At 60.9% G+C, this 14,307-nt stretch carries 13 protein-coding genes; 7 read left to right on the forward strand and 6 right to left on the reverse strand.

What is annotated here, in order from left to right:
- Positions 1-65 precede the first annotated feature (65 nt).
- Complete coding sequence (locus AAGS40_RS14770) at positions 66-947, reverse strand: BadF/BadG/BcrA/BcrD ATPase family protein (RefSeq protein ID WP_345812225.1); 882 nt, start codon at positions 945-947, stop codon at positions 66-68.
- Positions 948-1,085: 138 nt separating this feature from the next.
- Between AAGS40_RS14770 and AAGS40_RS14775 the strand changes: the two genes are divergently transcribed.
- On the forward strand, positions 1,086-1,682 hold the full coding sequence (locus AAGS40_RS14775; protein WP_345812227.1) for a DNA-3-methyladenine glycosylase I: 597 nt from the start codon (positions 1,086-1,088) through the stop codon (positions 1,680-1,682).
- 265 nt (positions 1,683-1,947) lie between these two features.
- Complete coding sequence (locus AAGS40_RS14780; RefSeq protein ID WP_345812228.1) at positions 1,948-2,376, forward strand: hypothetical protein; 429 nt, start codon at positions 1,948-1,950, stop codon at positions 2,374-2,376.
- A gap of 293 nt (positions 2,377-2,669) precedes the next feature.
- On the opposite strand, the gene rpsU is transcribed toward AAGS40_RS14780, so the two are convergent.
- Together rpsU and AAGS40_RS14790 are read right to left on the reverse strand one after the other, a co-directional pair.
- Positions 2,670-2,882, reverse strand: a complete 213-nt coding sequence (gene rpsU, locus AAGS40_RS14785) for a 30S ribosomal protein S21 (protein ID WP_006050883.1) — start codon at positions 2,880-2,882, stop codon at positions 2,670-2,672.
- Between the two features lie 365 nt (positions 2,883-3,247).
- Positions 3,248-4,189 carry an aldo/keto reductase gene (locus AAGS40_RS14790; RefSeq protein ID WP_345812243.1) on the reverse strand — a complete coding sequence of 314 codons (942 nt, stop codon included), beginning with the start codon at positions 4,187-4,189 and terminating at the stop codon, positions 3,248-3,250.
- 267 nt (positions 4,190-4,456) lie between these two features.
- On the opposite strand from AAGS40_RS14790, the gene AAGS40_RS14795 reads away from it, so the two are divergent.
- The 5 genes from AAGS40_RS14795 to AAGS40_RS14815 all read left to right on the forward strand — a co-directional run bounded on the left by AAGS40_RS14795 (position 4,457) and on the right by AAGS40_RS14815 (position 11,504).
- Positions 4,457-5,626, forward strand: coding sequence for a flagellin (locus AAGS40_RS14795; RefSeq protein ID WP_345812245.1), 1,170 nt, complete (start codon positions 4,457-4,459; stop codon positions 5,624-5,626).
- Between the two features lie 150 nt (positions 5,627-5,776).
- Positions 5,777-7,306 carry a flagellar filament capping protein FliD gene (gene fliD, locus AAGS40_RS14800; protein WP_345812247.1) on the forward strand — a complete coding sequence of 510 codons (1,530 nt, stop codon included), beginning with the start codon at positions 5,777-5,779 and terminating at the stop codon, positions 7,304-7,306.
- Positions 7,307-7,321: 15 nt separating this feature from the next.
- On the forward strand, positions 7,322-7,621 hold the full coding sequence (gene fliT, locus AAGS40_RS14805; RefSeq protein WP_345812249.1) for a flagellar protein FliT: 300 nt from the start codon (positions 7,322-7,324) through the stop codon (positions 7,619-7,621).
- A gap of 297 nt (positions 7,622-7,918) precedes the next feature.
- Positions 7,919-10,312: a tetratricopeptide repeat protein gene (locus tag AAGS40_RS14810; RefSeq protein ID WP_345812250.1), complete on the forward strand. Its 2,394-nt coding sequence runs from the start codon at positions 7,919-7,921 to the stop codon at positions 10,310-10,312.
- Between the two features lie 46 nt (positions 10,313-10,358).
- A complete protein-coding gene (locus AAGS40_RS14815; protein WP_345812252.1) occupies positions 10,359-11,504 on the forward strand; it encodes a DegT/DnrJ/EryC1/StrS family aminotransferase in 1,146 nt (381 codons plus the stop codon).
- A 127-nt stretch (positions 11,505-11,631) separates the two neighbouring features.
- Here the strand turns inward: AAGS40_RS14815 and AAGS40_RS14820 are convergent, their stop codons facing one another.
- The 3 genes from AAGS40_RS14820 to AAGS40_RS14830 form a co-directional block, all read right to left on the reverse strand.
- Positions 11,632-12,372 carry an acetyltransferase gene (locus tag AAGS40_RS14820; RefSeq protein WP_345812254.1) on the reverse strand — a complete coding sequence of 247 codons (741 nt, stop codon included), beginning with the start codon at positions 12,370-12,372 and terminating at the stop codon, positions 11,632-11,634.
- Positions 12,373-12,473: 101 nt separating this feature from the next.
- Positions 12,474-13,454 (reverse strand): transketolase C-terminal domain-containing protein, encoded by a 981-nt coding sequence (locus AAGS40_RS14825; RefSeq protein ID WP_345812256.1) that lies wholly within the window; start codon positions 13,452-13,454, stop codon positions 12,474-12,476.
- A gap of 14 nt (positions 13,455-13,468) precedes the next feature.
- On the reverse strand, positions 13,469-14,290 hold the full coding sequence (locus AAGS40_RS14830) for a transketolase (protein ID WP_345812257.1): 822 nt from the start codon (positions 14,288-14,290) through the stop codon (positions 13,469-13,471).
- Positions 14,291-14,307: the final 17 nt, after the last annotated feature.

The raw sequence follows: 14,307 nt of genomic DNA on the forward strand, positions 1-14,307 counted from the left end.
GTCGAAAGCCGTTATTTTACAATTGACCACGCACTGCGACGGTGCGCCTCGGCACCTTACGCCTCTCAGCTAGCGAGCCGCCCGGCTTCGCGCCTCGCCAATTGCATCCCGCCGTGCGCCGAATCGGCCAGCGGTTCGCGCAAACGCGCCTGGAAAGCCTGTGGTACGAAGTCACGCAACGGCATGCCGAGACCACCGCACAGCGCAACTGGCAGCGTGCCGGATGGGTCGAGCGCTTCAATCATCTTGCCCACTTCCATGCCCGCGTTTCCGAGAAGACGCGCCGCAAATGGATGCTCGCGATGGGCGACGGCGATCGGCGCGAGCCTCGCATACGCCGTCTGGTCGGCTTCGCAAAGCCAGACAACGAGGCTGTCGCGATCCTGCGCGCCGGTATGGGCGAGCAGCGCCTGCGCGAGTTCGTCATGGGGGACGCGGCCGTCCAGTGCCTGTTGCGCGTGGACGATCACGCGCAACCCGAGCCAGGCTCCGCTTGCTTCATCGCCCGAGGGAAAGCCGTAGCCGCTGACGCTCCTGCATTCGCCGGCTTCATTCAGCACCGCGGCCACGCTGCCGGTGCCGAGTGCAACGATCACGCCCTGTTCGCCTCCATGCGCACCAAGCAGGGTGGTATAGGCGTCGCTTTCCACCGCGAGACCGGCAACCGCCGGGGCCTGCTCGAGAAAGGCGCTCAGCCAGTCACGGTTGTTCACGCCCGCCAATCCGCAGCCGAGCACGCAGCGCGACCAGTCGAGCACGACACCGGCGCGCTCGAACGCTTCGCCGCAGCCCGCAGCAATGGCTTGCCAGGCGCGCTCGACACCGAGGCCCAGCCCGGACGGGCCTGCAGCAGCCTGTGCAAGTTCACGGCCCTGGGCGTCACCGAGTACGACACGCGTGCCGCTGCCGCCGCCATCAATACCGATCAAAAAGAAGTCTGTGTTCATCGAGTGGATTGAGTCTGGATGGTGAATAGCGCCTAGCGTGGCAGGTCGGCTGCGATCCCGCAATTGGCCGAACGGCTAGCTTGCGGCGTCCGTGGCTTCGGCTATGCTGGCGGCGACACGACAACACAGGAGCGCAAAGTGACACAACGGTGCAACTGGGTATCGAGCGAAGCGCTCGCACATTATCACGACACAGAATGGGGCGTCCCGTCGCGCGACGACCAGCATCTGTTCGAGATGCTCGTGCTGGAAGGCGCGCAGGCGGGGCTGTCATGGTCAACCATTCTGAACAAGCGGGCCGGCTATCGCCGCGGGTTCGCGAATTTCGAGATCGACAAGGTCGCGCGATTCACGCAGAAGCACGTCGATGCGCTGGTCGCCGACGAAAGCATTGTGCGCCACCGCGGCAAGATCGAATCGGCCATCACCAATGCGCGGGCGGTGCAGCAGATCCAGGCCGAACACGGCTCGCTCGCCAACTTCGTGTGGTCGTTCGTGGACCAGACGCCGATTCAGAATGATTGGGAATCGTACAAGCAGGCGCCGGCGTCGACCGACATCTCGGACGCGCTCAGCAAAGGCCTGAAGCGCTATGGCTGCAAATTCGTCGGCTCGACCATCTGCTATGCGTTCATGCAGGCTATCGGGATGGTGAACGATCACGAGGCGAACTGTATGTGCCGTGCGCGCTGCGCGGCGTTGGGAAAAAAGGGGCGCAAGCGCAACGCGGCATGAAGAGCAGCGAGACTTGGGCGGTCGTCCACATAGCTCGACTATCCGGTAAAGCCCTGCTGTGTTTTCCGCGTGGTTCAGTCGTTATACCTAATAAGCGCTGCTGTCTTAGACGGCTGCCTGATCTCTTTCTACGGTAATCGGGCCAAAGGCAGGAATTGAAGCCGATTCATCGCGTTAGTCGAGCATTCGATAAATGACGCGGACCCGATACTTCAGTCATGCGCCGACAACGAATAACCGCTGCGGAACACGTGGGAGACCAACCATGAAGACTCTTAGCTTCCTGACCCATCAGGACATTTTCGACCGCGCCGTCAATCATCTGCTCGAACAGAAACGTGCCGCGCTGCTGCCGCGCGGCGGCGGCGCCTATCGTGGGTACTGCGGCGGATGCCCGGTCGGCAGTTTTATCAAACCGCGCGACTACCTGACCGCAATGGAAGGCGTGCCGGTACGCTACATCGGCAAAACCTCGACGGCGGTCCCCGCTTATATGGACGCCGGCGTGTCGGCGCTCAGGAAGGCGCTGCTACGGGCGCGCATCAATGTGTATGACGCGACGACTGTCGATCTGCTCAGTTGCCTGCAGAATGTGCACGACGTGTTCGGCACCTGGGAATGGCACGAGCGACTGAACTCGATTGCGCGGCAGTTCGAACTGTCCGCTGAGCGGCTGAAGAAAAGTGCGGCCTGAGGGATTGAAGCGGGTTGAAGCGGCTTGAAGCGGCGCGGCCGGCCCGAGGGCCGGGCGGCCTGAAGGTGGAAGGGCTTATTCGACCTGAGTGGTAACCGCGGGCAAGCGGCCACGCCCCGATAAGCCACCGATCGCGATGCGCGGCTGTTGGCAAAGCGGCCGCCATGCCACTACCGCAAAAACCACCTGCAAATCCACGACATCAGGCCAACAATACAACCGCTGAACGCAAAACGGCGGTGTCACTTCTTTCGAAGCCACACCGCCGTTTTGCTATGCGGGAAAAAGCGCGCTTAGTGCAGCTTTTTCGGCAGCATCTGGCTGCGCAGGCGCTTGTGCAGGCGCTTCACAGCAGCAGCCTTCTTACGCTTACGTGCCGTAGTCGGCTTTTCGTACGATTGACGCTCACGCAGTTCAGCGATCAGGCCATTCTTTTCGATTGCGCGACGAAAGCGGCGAATCGCCACTTCGAACGGCTCATTTTCTTTCAGAAGAATCGTCGTCATGTAATTCCTAACTCAATCACTTGATAGGGGTAAATTGCGTACGTTACCGCTATAGGTAACGATCACGCGCCGGCCCTCCGGTCGTTTCGATTCATGGCCAGTAACAGGCAAACGCGGGATAAACCCGGCCAAACCACGAAAGAAACGAGAGGCATAACGGCCACGGAGGCCGGAAAAGAGAGGTGGGGAGTTCACCGCGCAACGCGGACAGACGTGAAACAAAGCTGCGTCTGCTGCCGTTTCGCCAACCTTTCATCAACGTAAAACATCGACGAAACAGGCAAAGATCTCAATTCACTCCCGATAATATCAGGAAACTCTCCATCCTACCAGGGGTTTAGCGTTTGCACCAGGTCCGGCGTCAGTCACGCGCTGGCCTCGTCGAGTTTGCGAATGTCGGCGTCGGTCAGCGTAAGTTGCACCGCGGCCGCCAGGCCACGGAGTTGCTCAACAGACGTGGCGCTAGCAATTGGCGCCGTGACGCTTGGTCGCGCGATCAGCCACGCGAGTGCGACTGCGGCCGGCGTGCTGCCGTGCTGCTCGGCCACACGATCGAGCGCGTCGAGAATTCGCAAACCGCGTTCGTTCAGGTATTTTTCGACCCGGCTGCCGCGCGCCCGGTTCGCCAGATCTGCCTGCGACCGGTATTTACCGGAAAGAAACCCGCTTGCGAGACTGTAATACACCACTACGCCAAGCTTATTCGCGACGGCTACTGGCTCGATGTCGGTCTCGTATTGCGCGCGGTCATACAGATTGTACTCAGGCTGCAATACCTGATATTCCGGCAGACCATGCTTGCGCGACACCTCGAGCGCTTCTTCAACCCGCGCGCCGCTATAGTTGGACGCGCCAATCACCCGAACCTTGCCCGCCTCGATCAGCTTCTGGTAGGCGCCGAGGGTCTCCGCGAGCGGCGTACTGGTGTCGTCGTCGTGGGAAAAATATATGTCCAGATAATCGGTCTGCAGGCGCCGCAATGAATCTTCGACGGCCGCCTGAATATTCGCCGCGGACAAACCCTTGCGGCTCGCAAGCTTGGACACCTTGGTCGCGAGCACGATCTTGTCGCGCTTGCCGCTCTGCCGGAACCACTTGCCGATGATCGTCTCCGATTCGCCGCCCTGGTTGCCCGGCACCCACGCGGAATAAACGTCGGCCGTGTCGATGAAGTCGAGGCCGGCGTCGACGAACGCATCCAGAATCGAGAAGGACGTGGCTTCATCCGCCGTCCAGCCAAAAACATTGCCACCGAACATAAGCGGCGTCACTTCCAGTTCAGAGCGTCCAATCCTGCGTTTCTGCATGATGTCTCCGCGGTTTGTCACGACAGAAAACAGGATACGCCGCCTTTCCGACGTCTGCAGCGCAACGCGCCGCCCATGCCGCACGCGCTTTTGCCCGACTTTGCCGCGCTATCACGGAAGAAAAACGTTTGCTCACGTCTGAACAAACTTCCTCAAGTTTTTTTGGGTGGGGCCGTCAACCTTAACTGAGGCGGCCAGCAATGAACGAGTGCTTCCGCCGATGCCAACTTGGCGTACTGAGCTCAAGGCTTATTTAGGAGATTTTCCATGCTCGGAATCAATAGCAATATCAACTCGCTGGTTGCACAGCAAAACCTCAGTGGCTCGCAAAGCGCCCTCTCGCAAGCCATCACCCGCCTGTCGTCGGGTAAGCGCATCAACAGCGCAGCTGACGATGCAGCAGGTCTGGCAATCTCGACGCGTATGCAAACGCAGATCAACGGCCTCGACCAGGGTGTGTCGAACGCCAACGACGGCGTGTCGCTGATCCAGACCGCGTCGAGCGCATTGTCCTCGCTGACCTCCAGCCTGCAACGTATCCGCACGCTGGCCGTGCAAGCTTCGACCGGCACGATGTCGTCGTCGGACCAGGCCGCACTGCAGAAGGAAGTGGCAGCGCAGATTCAGGAAGTGAACCGTATCGCGTCGCAAACGACGTACAACGGCACCAACATTCTGGACGGCTCGGCAGGTATCGTCGGCTTCCAGGTTGGCGCGGAAGTTGGTCAGACGATCAACCTCGACCTGAGCCAGAGCATGTCGGCTTCCAAGCTCGGCAGTGGCTCGCTGTCGACCGGCCAGCTGGCAGGCACGATCAGCGGTCTGTCGATCAGCAGCTCGACTGGCGCGGCAACGACGTCGACGGGCAGCGGTGTCATCACGTCGATCAACGTGCTGTCGGACGGCCACGGCGGTTTCTCGTTCACCGACCAGAACGGTACGGCGATCAACGCAACCGTTGCTGGCTCGATCTTCTCGACGGGTACGGCGACCAACGCAACGACGGGCTCACCGGTCACCACGCTGACGATGTCCACGACCGCATACGACTCGACGAACGCGGCACTGGGCACGTCGATTACGGCAGCAACGGCGCAGATCGGCGCGGTCAACGCATCGAACACGACGGTGTCGAACCTCGACATCAGCACGGTCAGCGGCGCAAACGTGGCAATGGTCTCCATCGACAACGCACTGACGGCCGTCAACAACCTGCAGGCAAGTCTCGGCGCGGCACAAAACCGCTTCACCGCGATTGCAACGTCGCAGCAGGCTGACTCGACCGACCTGTCTTCCGCACAGTCGCAGATCACCGACGCGAACTTCGCGCAGGAAACGGCCAACCTGAGCAAGGCGCAGGTGCTGCAGCAAGCTGGTATCTCGGTTCTGGCCCAGGCTAACTCGCAGCCGCAGCAGGTTCTGAAGCTTCTCCAGTAATAGTTAGCGATGTTTGAGCGAACGCCGCGCAGCAAAGCGCGGCGTTCGCGTTGCAGTTGTACCTGTAGTTGCCGGACGGAGAGGCTCACTTTCCGTCTCGCATTTTTTGTTACGCTCTTCACGAAATTCACAGACGCACGGAGCAATGCGATGTCAACGGTTACGTCCTCTACTGCATCTAGCGCAGCAGCCAGCTCAGTCGCGGCCGACAAGGCAGCACTGCAGCAGGCCATGCAGTCCGTTATCAGCGGTGCGACAGGCAATTCGTCGATGGACGTCAATTCGCTCGTGACCGCGCTCGTGAATGCAAAAACTGCTGGCCAGGTCGCGCAACTCTCGACCGAGCAAAGCACCGACACCACCCAGATTTCCGCATACGGCACGCTTTCCGCCGCGCTCAGCGCGCTGCAAAGCGGGCTCACCACGCTGTCGAACGGCTCGCTTCAATCCACCTTTACCGCCACGATGACGGGCGGCACGGGGATTACCGCTTCCGCCGCCTCCGGCGCAGTGGCAGGCAGCTACAGCGTCGCGGTCTCGCAGATCGCGAAATCGCAGGCGCTCTCGTCGGCAAAATTCGACTCGACCCAACAGCTCGGCACCGGCACGTTGTCTATTACGCTTGGCAGCAACACGGCGTTCAACGTATCGGTCGACAGCTCGAACAACACCATTGCCGGCATCGCCGCCGCCATCAACGGCGCGAGCGGCAATCCCGGCGTCACCGCCACCGTCGTGAACGGCACGGACGGCGCCCACCTCGTGCTCGCGTCGTCTTCGAGCGGCGCGGCCAATACGATCAGCGTCGCCGTCAATAACCTGACCACCGACAACGGTCTGTCAAGCCTCGGCGTCACGTCCACCGCCAGCACCAATGGCGGCCAGTCGAGCATCTCGTCGGCTGTTTCCGCGAGCGCATGGTCGCAGAGCTCCGTGGCTCAGGACGCCGAGTTTTCGGTCAACGGCATCAACGCGTCGAGCTCCACCAACTCCGTCACGACCGCCATCTCCGGGGTGACGCTGAACCTGACGGCCGCCGCCGTCACCACGCCGGCCACCACGCAAACGCTTACGATCGCTGCGGACACCACCGCGCAGTCCACCGCGATCAACAACTTCGTCTCGCTGTACAACACGGTCGTGACCACGATGGGCACGCTCACGCAGTTCAACTCGAATTCCACGACGCAAGGTCCGCTGCTCGGCGACTCCACGCTCAACACGGTGAGCAATGCGCTGGCGTCGATCGTGTCGAGCGGTGTGAAGAGCGGCAACTCGTCGTTCAGCCTGGGCTCGATCGGCATTTCGCTGCAAGCCGACGGCACGCTTTCGGTCGACAGCACCACGCTCAGCAACGCATTGCAGAACAATTCGTCGACGGTCGCGTCGCTATTCAATGCGACCAACGGCATCGGCGCACAGTTGAACAGCAGCATCACGGGTTTCACGCAGACCGGCGGTATTATCGATCTGCGCACGACCGCGCTGAACACCGATCTGACCAGCATCACGACGCAGCAATCGAATCTGAACGACTACATCAGTCAGTTGACGAGCCAGTACAGCGCGCAATTCACCGCGCTCAACACGCTGATGGCCACGACGACCAACAACGCGAATTACCTCACGCAGCTCTTCGGCGGCACGAACAGCGCCGGTGCGCTGGCGACGAACAAGTAACGCAGGAGAACGCACGTGGAACAGAATGCAGTGATCGAACAGGTGCTGGCGCTCACGCGCGACATGGAACATGCGGCGTCACTGGCTGACTGGCCAGAGGCCGCGCGCCTCGCCGAGCTCCGCTCACCGCTGATCATGTCGCTCGACGCACAGCAGGCGCACGCTTCCGGCGACGCGCTGCGTTCGGTCCTCGCGCGCAACGCGGCAATGCTCGCGGACGCGCAGACCAGTCAGCGGGAACTGGAAGCCGAATACAGCGCGGCGATGAAACGCGTGAACGCCGTCGGCCAGTACCAGAAGACGGCCCTGCTGTAAGCGCCGTGGGCGGCTTCGCCCATAAGAACAAACAACAACATACGCGCCGTTGTCGAAGGTGCGCTCGTTTTACTCGTGCCCGCTTATCGCGGGCATTTTTTTGTTCGGGTGCGCCTGGAAAGAACCCCGGAAACGCCGTGCGCAGCCCGTCTGGCGGCCATTTCCGGCGTCTATGCATGATGGCGCCCGGGCAACGCGCTATCACCCGAATTGGCAGTCGTTTTGCCATCACTTCTAGCCTTAAGACAATGGATACCGACTTGATAATCCAACGTACAGCTTCTTCGTGCGAGCATCATGTCCATCCAATTCGAATTCCGGTCCGCCGATCCTTTCTCGCCTGAGCAGCAACGCGCTCAGGACATCGCGCTCGTCATGCGAAGCGCTATCGAGAACTACCACGCCGGTGACATCGACGACGCCGCGGCGCTGTTCGACGCCGTCATCGGCTCCGTGCCCGACCACCCGGACGCAAACTACAACCTCGGCGTCATCAAGGTCCAGACGGGCCGCGCGGCCGAAGCGGTCGCTCACTTTGAAGTCGCGCTGGGCAGCTCGCCGACCAATGGTCAGTACTGGGTCGCCTACATCAACGCGCTTTTCGAAAGCGACCAGCTGGCCGCCGGATGGCTGGCCGTGGAAATGGCTCAGCAACAGGGCGTGCGTGGGCCCGCGCTCGACGGTCTGATCGCGCAGCTGGCCAACCCCGACACGCGCCTGCGAACCATACCGGTTGCCGCAAAACAAAGCGGACATTTGAATCTGATCGCCGGCAAGACGCCTGAAACATCGCAAGCCGCATCGTCGGGCGACGCATCGCCGCGCGACGCATCGCCCGCGGTGCCCAAAGCGACTCAACACCGTCAGCCGACGCCGGCCGAAATTAACAAACATGCCGCGCTGCTGAACAAAGGTCACATCGCCGATTCGATCACACTGGCGCGCAAACTCGTCACGCGTTATCCGAAAGGCAGTGACGCCTGGCGCTCGCTCGCCATTTCCCTGCACAAGGACGTGCAGTATCGCGAAGTGATCCGCGCTTCCCAGAAAGCGCTCGTCTTCAATCCGGCCGACGTGATTTCCCGTCTCCTGCTCGCCGACACGCTGCGCCACACCGGCGCATTGGCGGAAGCCGAAGCGCAATGCCGCGAACTGCTGCGCACCGCGCCCGATCATCCTGAAGCGCACCGCGTTCTCGCCGTGACGCTCGGCGCGCTCGGTCGTCGCACGGAAGCGATCGCTTCGTTCATGCGCGCGGCCGAACTCGCTCCGCGTTCGGCCGCCGTGCACAGTTCGCTCGGCACGCTGTATCTCGGCATCGGCGCGATGGCGCAGGCCGAGAAATCGTTGCGCCTTGCCCTCGAACTCGAACCAGGCAATTCGAATACACGCGGCAATCTGCTGTTCTGCCTGATGCACAACAGCAGCATGGATAAGGCAACGCTGTTCAAGGAGCACCGCGCATTCGGCGAGGTGCACGATGTACCGCTACCGGCGCCCGGCCGCTACACGAACAGGCGCGATCCGGATCGCAAGCTGCGGATCGGCTTTGTCTCCGGCGACCTGTGCAACCACGCGGTGGCTTACTACCTGCTGCCGATCGTCAAGCACCTGAGCCAGCATCCGGACCTGTCGTTGCACTTCTTCTACAACTTCGGCATGCAGGATCACATGACAGAACAACTGCGCTCACACGCGGACGTCTGGCATGCGGTCGACAATCTGAGCGATACCGCGCTGCTGAAAAGGATCACCAACGACGCCATCGACATTCTGATCGATCTGTCCGGTCACACGGCGCACGCGCGGCTTCCCGCGCTCGCGCACAAACCGGCGCCCGTCCAGGCGTCGTGGATCGGCTATCCGGGCACGACCGGAATGAAGGCGTTCGATTACTACATCGCGGATCGCTTCGTCGCGCCGCCCGACGAATTCGCGGAACAGTTCGTCGAAAAGCTCGCGCTGCTGCCTTCGTCCACGGCATACATGCCGCCGCCCAACTGCCCGCCCGTGAATGCACTGCCGGCGCTTCACAAAGGCTACATCACGTATGGCAGTTTTAACCGGCTCAACAAGATCAGCCCGGAAGTGATCGCGCTGTGGAGCACGATCCTGCGTGCGCAGCCGACCGCGCGGATGGTCATCGGCGCCATTGGCAGCAAGCAGGACGAGGAAACGTATCTGGAATGGTTCGCCGCGGAAGGCATCGACACCGCGCGTCTCACCTTCTGCCCGCGCACCTCGCTGCCCGTCTACATGCAGCAGCATCACCACGTCGATGTCTGTCTCGACACGTTCCCGTATGCGGGTTCGACCACCACGCTCAACGGCTTGTGGATGGGCGTGCCGACCGTGACGATGCCCGGCATTTCGATGCCGAGCCGTGGCGGCGCGTGCTGGATGGGGCAGGTCGGTCTCGACGAATACATCGCGCGTGACAAGGAAGAGTTCATCCAGAAGAGTCTTGAGTTGACGCGCGATCTGGAAGCACTCAACGAGCTTCGCATCGGCATGCGCGAACGCTGCCTGAACTCCGTACCGTTTCACCCGGAAAAGGTCGCGGGCGGTCTGGCGATCGCACTGCGCACCATGTGGCAACGCTGGTGCGCCGACGAAACGCCGACCGGATTCGAAGCAACGTTGCCGGCCGGCTGGCGCGCACCCTGTGACGTTCCCGCCGAAGCGCTCTGAGCGCGCCTTCAGCAGTCGTCCTTAACAACAGAAGACCCGAAGAACCATGAATGCAAGCCTACCCGCAGAAGCCATTGCCGCGCTGACACAGGAAACGATTTACGTCACGCAGCCGCATCTCTCGCCGCTCGAGGACTTCATTCCTTACCTTCGGGAAATCTGGGAGAGCAAGGTTCTGACGAACGGCGGCCCATTCCACCAGCGTCTGGAAAAAGCGCTGGAGGACTATCTGGGCGTCGAACATCTTGCGCTGCTCTCGAACGGCACGCTTGGTCTCGTGACCGCGCTGCAGGCGTTGCGCATCACGGGCGAGGTCATCACGACACCCTACTCGTTCGTGGCGACCGCGCATTCGCTGCTGTGGAACGGCATCAAACCCGTTTTCGTCGACGTCGACCCGCGCACGCTCAATATGGACCCCGCGAAGATCGAAGCCGCGATCACACCGCAGACCACCGCCATCCTGCCGGTGCACTGCTACGGTTATCCGTGCGACATCGACGCGATCCAGAAAATCGCCGACAACTACAACCTGAAAGTGATCTACGACGCCGCGCACGCATTCGGCGTCAAGCAAGGCGGCCGGAGCATTCTTCGCAACGGCGATCTGTCGGTGCTGAGCTTCCATGCGACGAAGGTATTCAACACCTTCGAAGGCGGCGCGATCATTTGCCCCGACGCGAAGACCAAACAGCGCGTCAATCACCTGAAAAACTTCGGCTTCGTCGACGAGACGACCGTGGTTGCGCCGGGCATCAACGGCAAGATGAGCGAAATCAATGCTGCGTTCGGCCTGTTGCAACTGGATCATATCGACGAGGCGCTCACGCGCCGCCGCGATATCTCCGCACGCTATTGCGAGAAGCTCGCACAGGTAAAGGGTATTCGTTGCCTGCCCGCGTGCGATAGCGAAATCTCGAACCACTCGTATTTCCCGATTCTGGTCGAGGACGATTTCCCGCTCACCCGCGATGAGCTATTTGAAAAGTTCCGTCAGCACAACATCATCGTGCGCCGTTACTTCTTTCCGCTGATCTCGGACTTTCCGATGTATCGCGGCTTGCCGACCGCCCAGCGCTCGAATCTGCCTGTCGCGGGCGACGCCGCCCAGCGCGTGCTGTGCCTGCCGATTTTCCCGGCCATGACCGACGATCAGCTCGATCGGATCATGAGCATCATCGAGTCGTGCTGACGGGCGTTTCATCGGCCGGCTCCGCCGCACGTCGGCCGCGATCGACGGCCGGTCGCGCACAATAAAAAGCCGCGGCGATTGCAACGCCGCGGCCGTCTCAGGCATGCCGGCGCGAAGCCGGCTCCAATCAGTTCACCGGCGCAGGCTCGGTCTGCGCTTCAGCCTCCAGCGCATTCTTCTTTGCGTTGATGAGTTCGGCCAGCATTTCCAGCGAGCGGCCCTCGTCTGCGGTAAGGTCCGCCATGAACGCGGCGTTGTTGGCCTTGATCCAGCCCAGCGGCATATCCCACCACGCGAGTTCGAGCAACCGCTCGCGCACTTTCTCCGGAAAGCGGAACCGCACGAGGCGTGCGGGCGATCCGACATAAATGCCATACGGCTCGCAGCGGAAGTTCGGCGGCACCACCGTGCGTGCGCCGATCACGCAGCCGCTTTCGACAACACTGCCACCGAGGAACAACGCCTCGTCGCCGATCCAGACGTCGTTGTGAATGATCGTGTCGTCATACTGCGGCATCATCGGATTGTCGATACCGGTTCCATAGATGCTGAACATCGTCATGCTGATGCTCTTTGTCTCATGCTGGCCATTCAGCAGAAATTTGACCCGCAGGCCGCCAGCGACGTTCTTGCCAATAACGAGCTTCTGCCGATTCCCGTCGTACTTCGCAATCGAGCCGACGCCGAGACCAGAGCAGCGCCCAATGTGAAAGGTGCCGTGTTGCGCTTCTTCGTCGAGCCAGTCGCGGAAGAAGTCGTTCGGTATGGTTGAGAATGCGCCGTCTTTGTAACCGATGACAACGAACTGCTTTGACATAGGGTGATTGTGCAGGACGCCGATGCTATCGTCCGAAGTCACAACGTTCATGTCGGTTCCTTTTAGGCTTTGAGTTCTGAATGTTGCAGTACGATTGTGCGGGCCGGTGAGCCCGCGCGTTCCACGCCCAATGAGTTCCGACTACGGCCGGCTCAACCCTCATCGCCTTTGGCGAACTGCGCAACGCGAGCGGCGATTTTCGCCGCGACGAGGCCGTGCTTCTCCAGCAGATAGCGATACTCGCCCGCCTTGTCGAACCGGTCCGGCAAACCGAGCATGAGTTGCGGCGGAGCGGAACGCTTCGACGCCTTGTATTCCGCCACGGCGCTCCCCAAACCGCCGATCACCGAATGCTCTTCGACCGTGACCAGAACTTTCGACGCCGCCATCGCCGCATCGATCGCCGCGGTGTCCAGCGGTTTGATCGTATGCATGTTGATCACGCCGACCGACATGCCCTGCGCTTCGAGCAGTTTCGCTGCTTCCAGCGATTCGTACACCATCGTGCCGTTGGCGATGAAGGTCACGTCCGATCCGCGTTTCAGCGTGATCGCGCGTCCAATCTCGAAGTCGTAATCTTCGGTGTAGACCTGAGGATTGTTCACCGCGCCTGTCAGGCGGATATACATCGGGCCTTTGAATTCAGCGGCCGCCTGCACCGTCTTGATGATTTCCGCGCAATCGGCGGGACACACCACCGTCATGTTCGGGATCGAACGCATAACCGCCGCGTCTTCAATGCCATAGTGCGAGTTGCCAAGAAAAGCCATCGACACGCCGCTGCCTATCGCCACCGCCTTGACGTTCATTTCCATGTAGCCGAGGTTCATACGGATCTGCTCGGCCGCGCGCATCGAAATGAACGGCGCGAACGAGGTCGCGAAGACGTTGTAGCCTTCTTTCGCGAGGCCCGCGGCGACGCCGATCATGTTCTGTTCGGCAATGCCGATGTTCAGAAACTTGTCGGGATACGCTTTCTTGAAGCGATCGAGTCCGGACGAGTTGCCGAGATCGGCGGACATGACCATCAGGTCATCGTGCTTTTCGCCGACCGAAAGCGCGGCCATCCCGAATACGCCGCGCGAACCGAGGCGCGACCACTGGCGTGCATTGCTTGCGTTGATTTCCAGCATGTTCGAGTCTCCGTTCAATCCGCAGCAACAGTCAGTTCCGACATCGCGAGTTCATAGTTCGCCTTCGTCAGCCGGTTGTGGTGCCACTCGTTGTTGTTTTCCATGAACGAGATGCCCTTGCCCTTCACGGTATGAGCGACCAGCACGCGTGGCCGGCCCGCAACGACTGGCGTGTCGAACGCCGTCACGATCTGGCCGATGTCGTGGCCGTCCACTTCATGCACATCCCAGTTGAAGCTGCGGAACTTGCCGGCGAGGTCGTCCAGATCCACGATGTGATGCGAATCGCCATCGCTCTGGAGCTTGTTGTAATCGACCATTGCGACCAGGTTGTCGAGGCGCAATTGGGCTGCCGACATCACCGCCTCCCATACCGAACCCTCGTTGCACTCGCCGTCGCCGAGCAATACATAGGTTGTGTACGGACGCTGCTTCTTTTTCGCCGCGAGTGCAATGCCGATCGCCATGGAAAGACCTTGTCCAAGGCTGCCGTTCGACGACTCGATCCCAATGTCCATATTCATGACCGGGTGCGCGATCAGTTCGCTGTCGTTCGTCTGAAAACTGGTGAAGGTCGCTTCGTCGATGAGCCCCGCCGCGCGCAGTGCCGAAAAATAACCGAGCACGCCGTGGCCCTTGCTCAGAATGAAACGGTCGCGCTCGGACCAGCGTGGGTTGGCTTTGTCATAGCGCAATTGCTTTGCGTAAAGCGTCGCCATCAGTTCCACCATGGAGAGGCCGCCGCCCAGGTGCGCGCTCATATTGCAGTGGTGGCTCACTTCAAGAATCTTCTGACGCATAAAAAGAGCCATGCGTTCGATGTCGGAATAGTTCATGTCCTGTGGTCCTGATT

This window comes from Paraburkholderia sp. PREW-6R, from assembly GCF_039621805.1.
Lineage (GTDB): Bacteria > Pseudomonadota > Gammaproteobacteria > Burkholderiales > Burkholderiaceae > Paraburkholderia.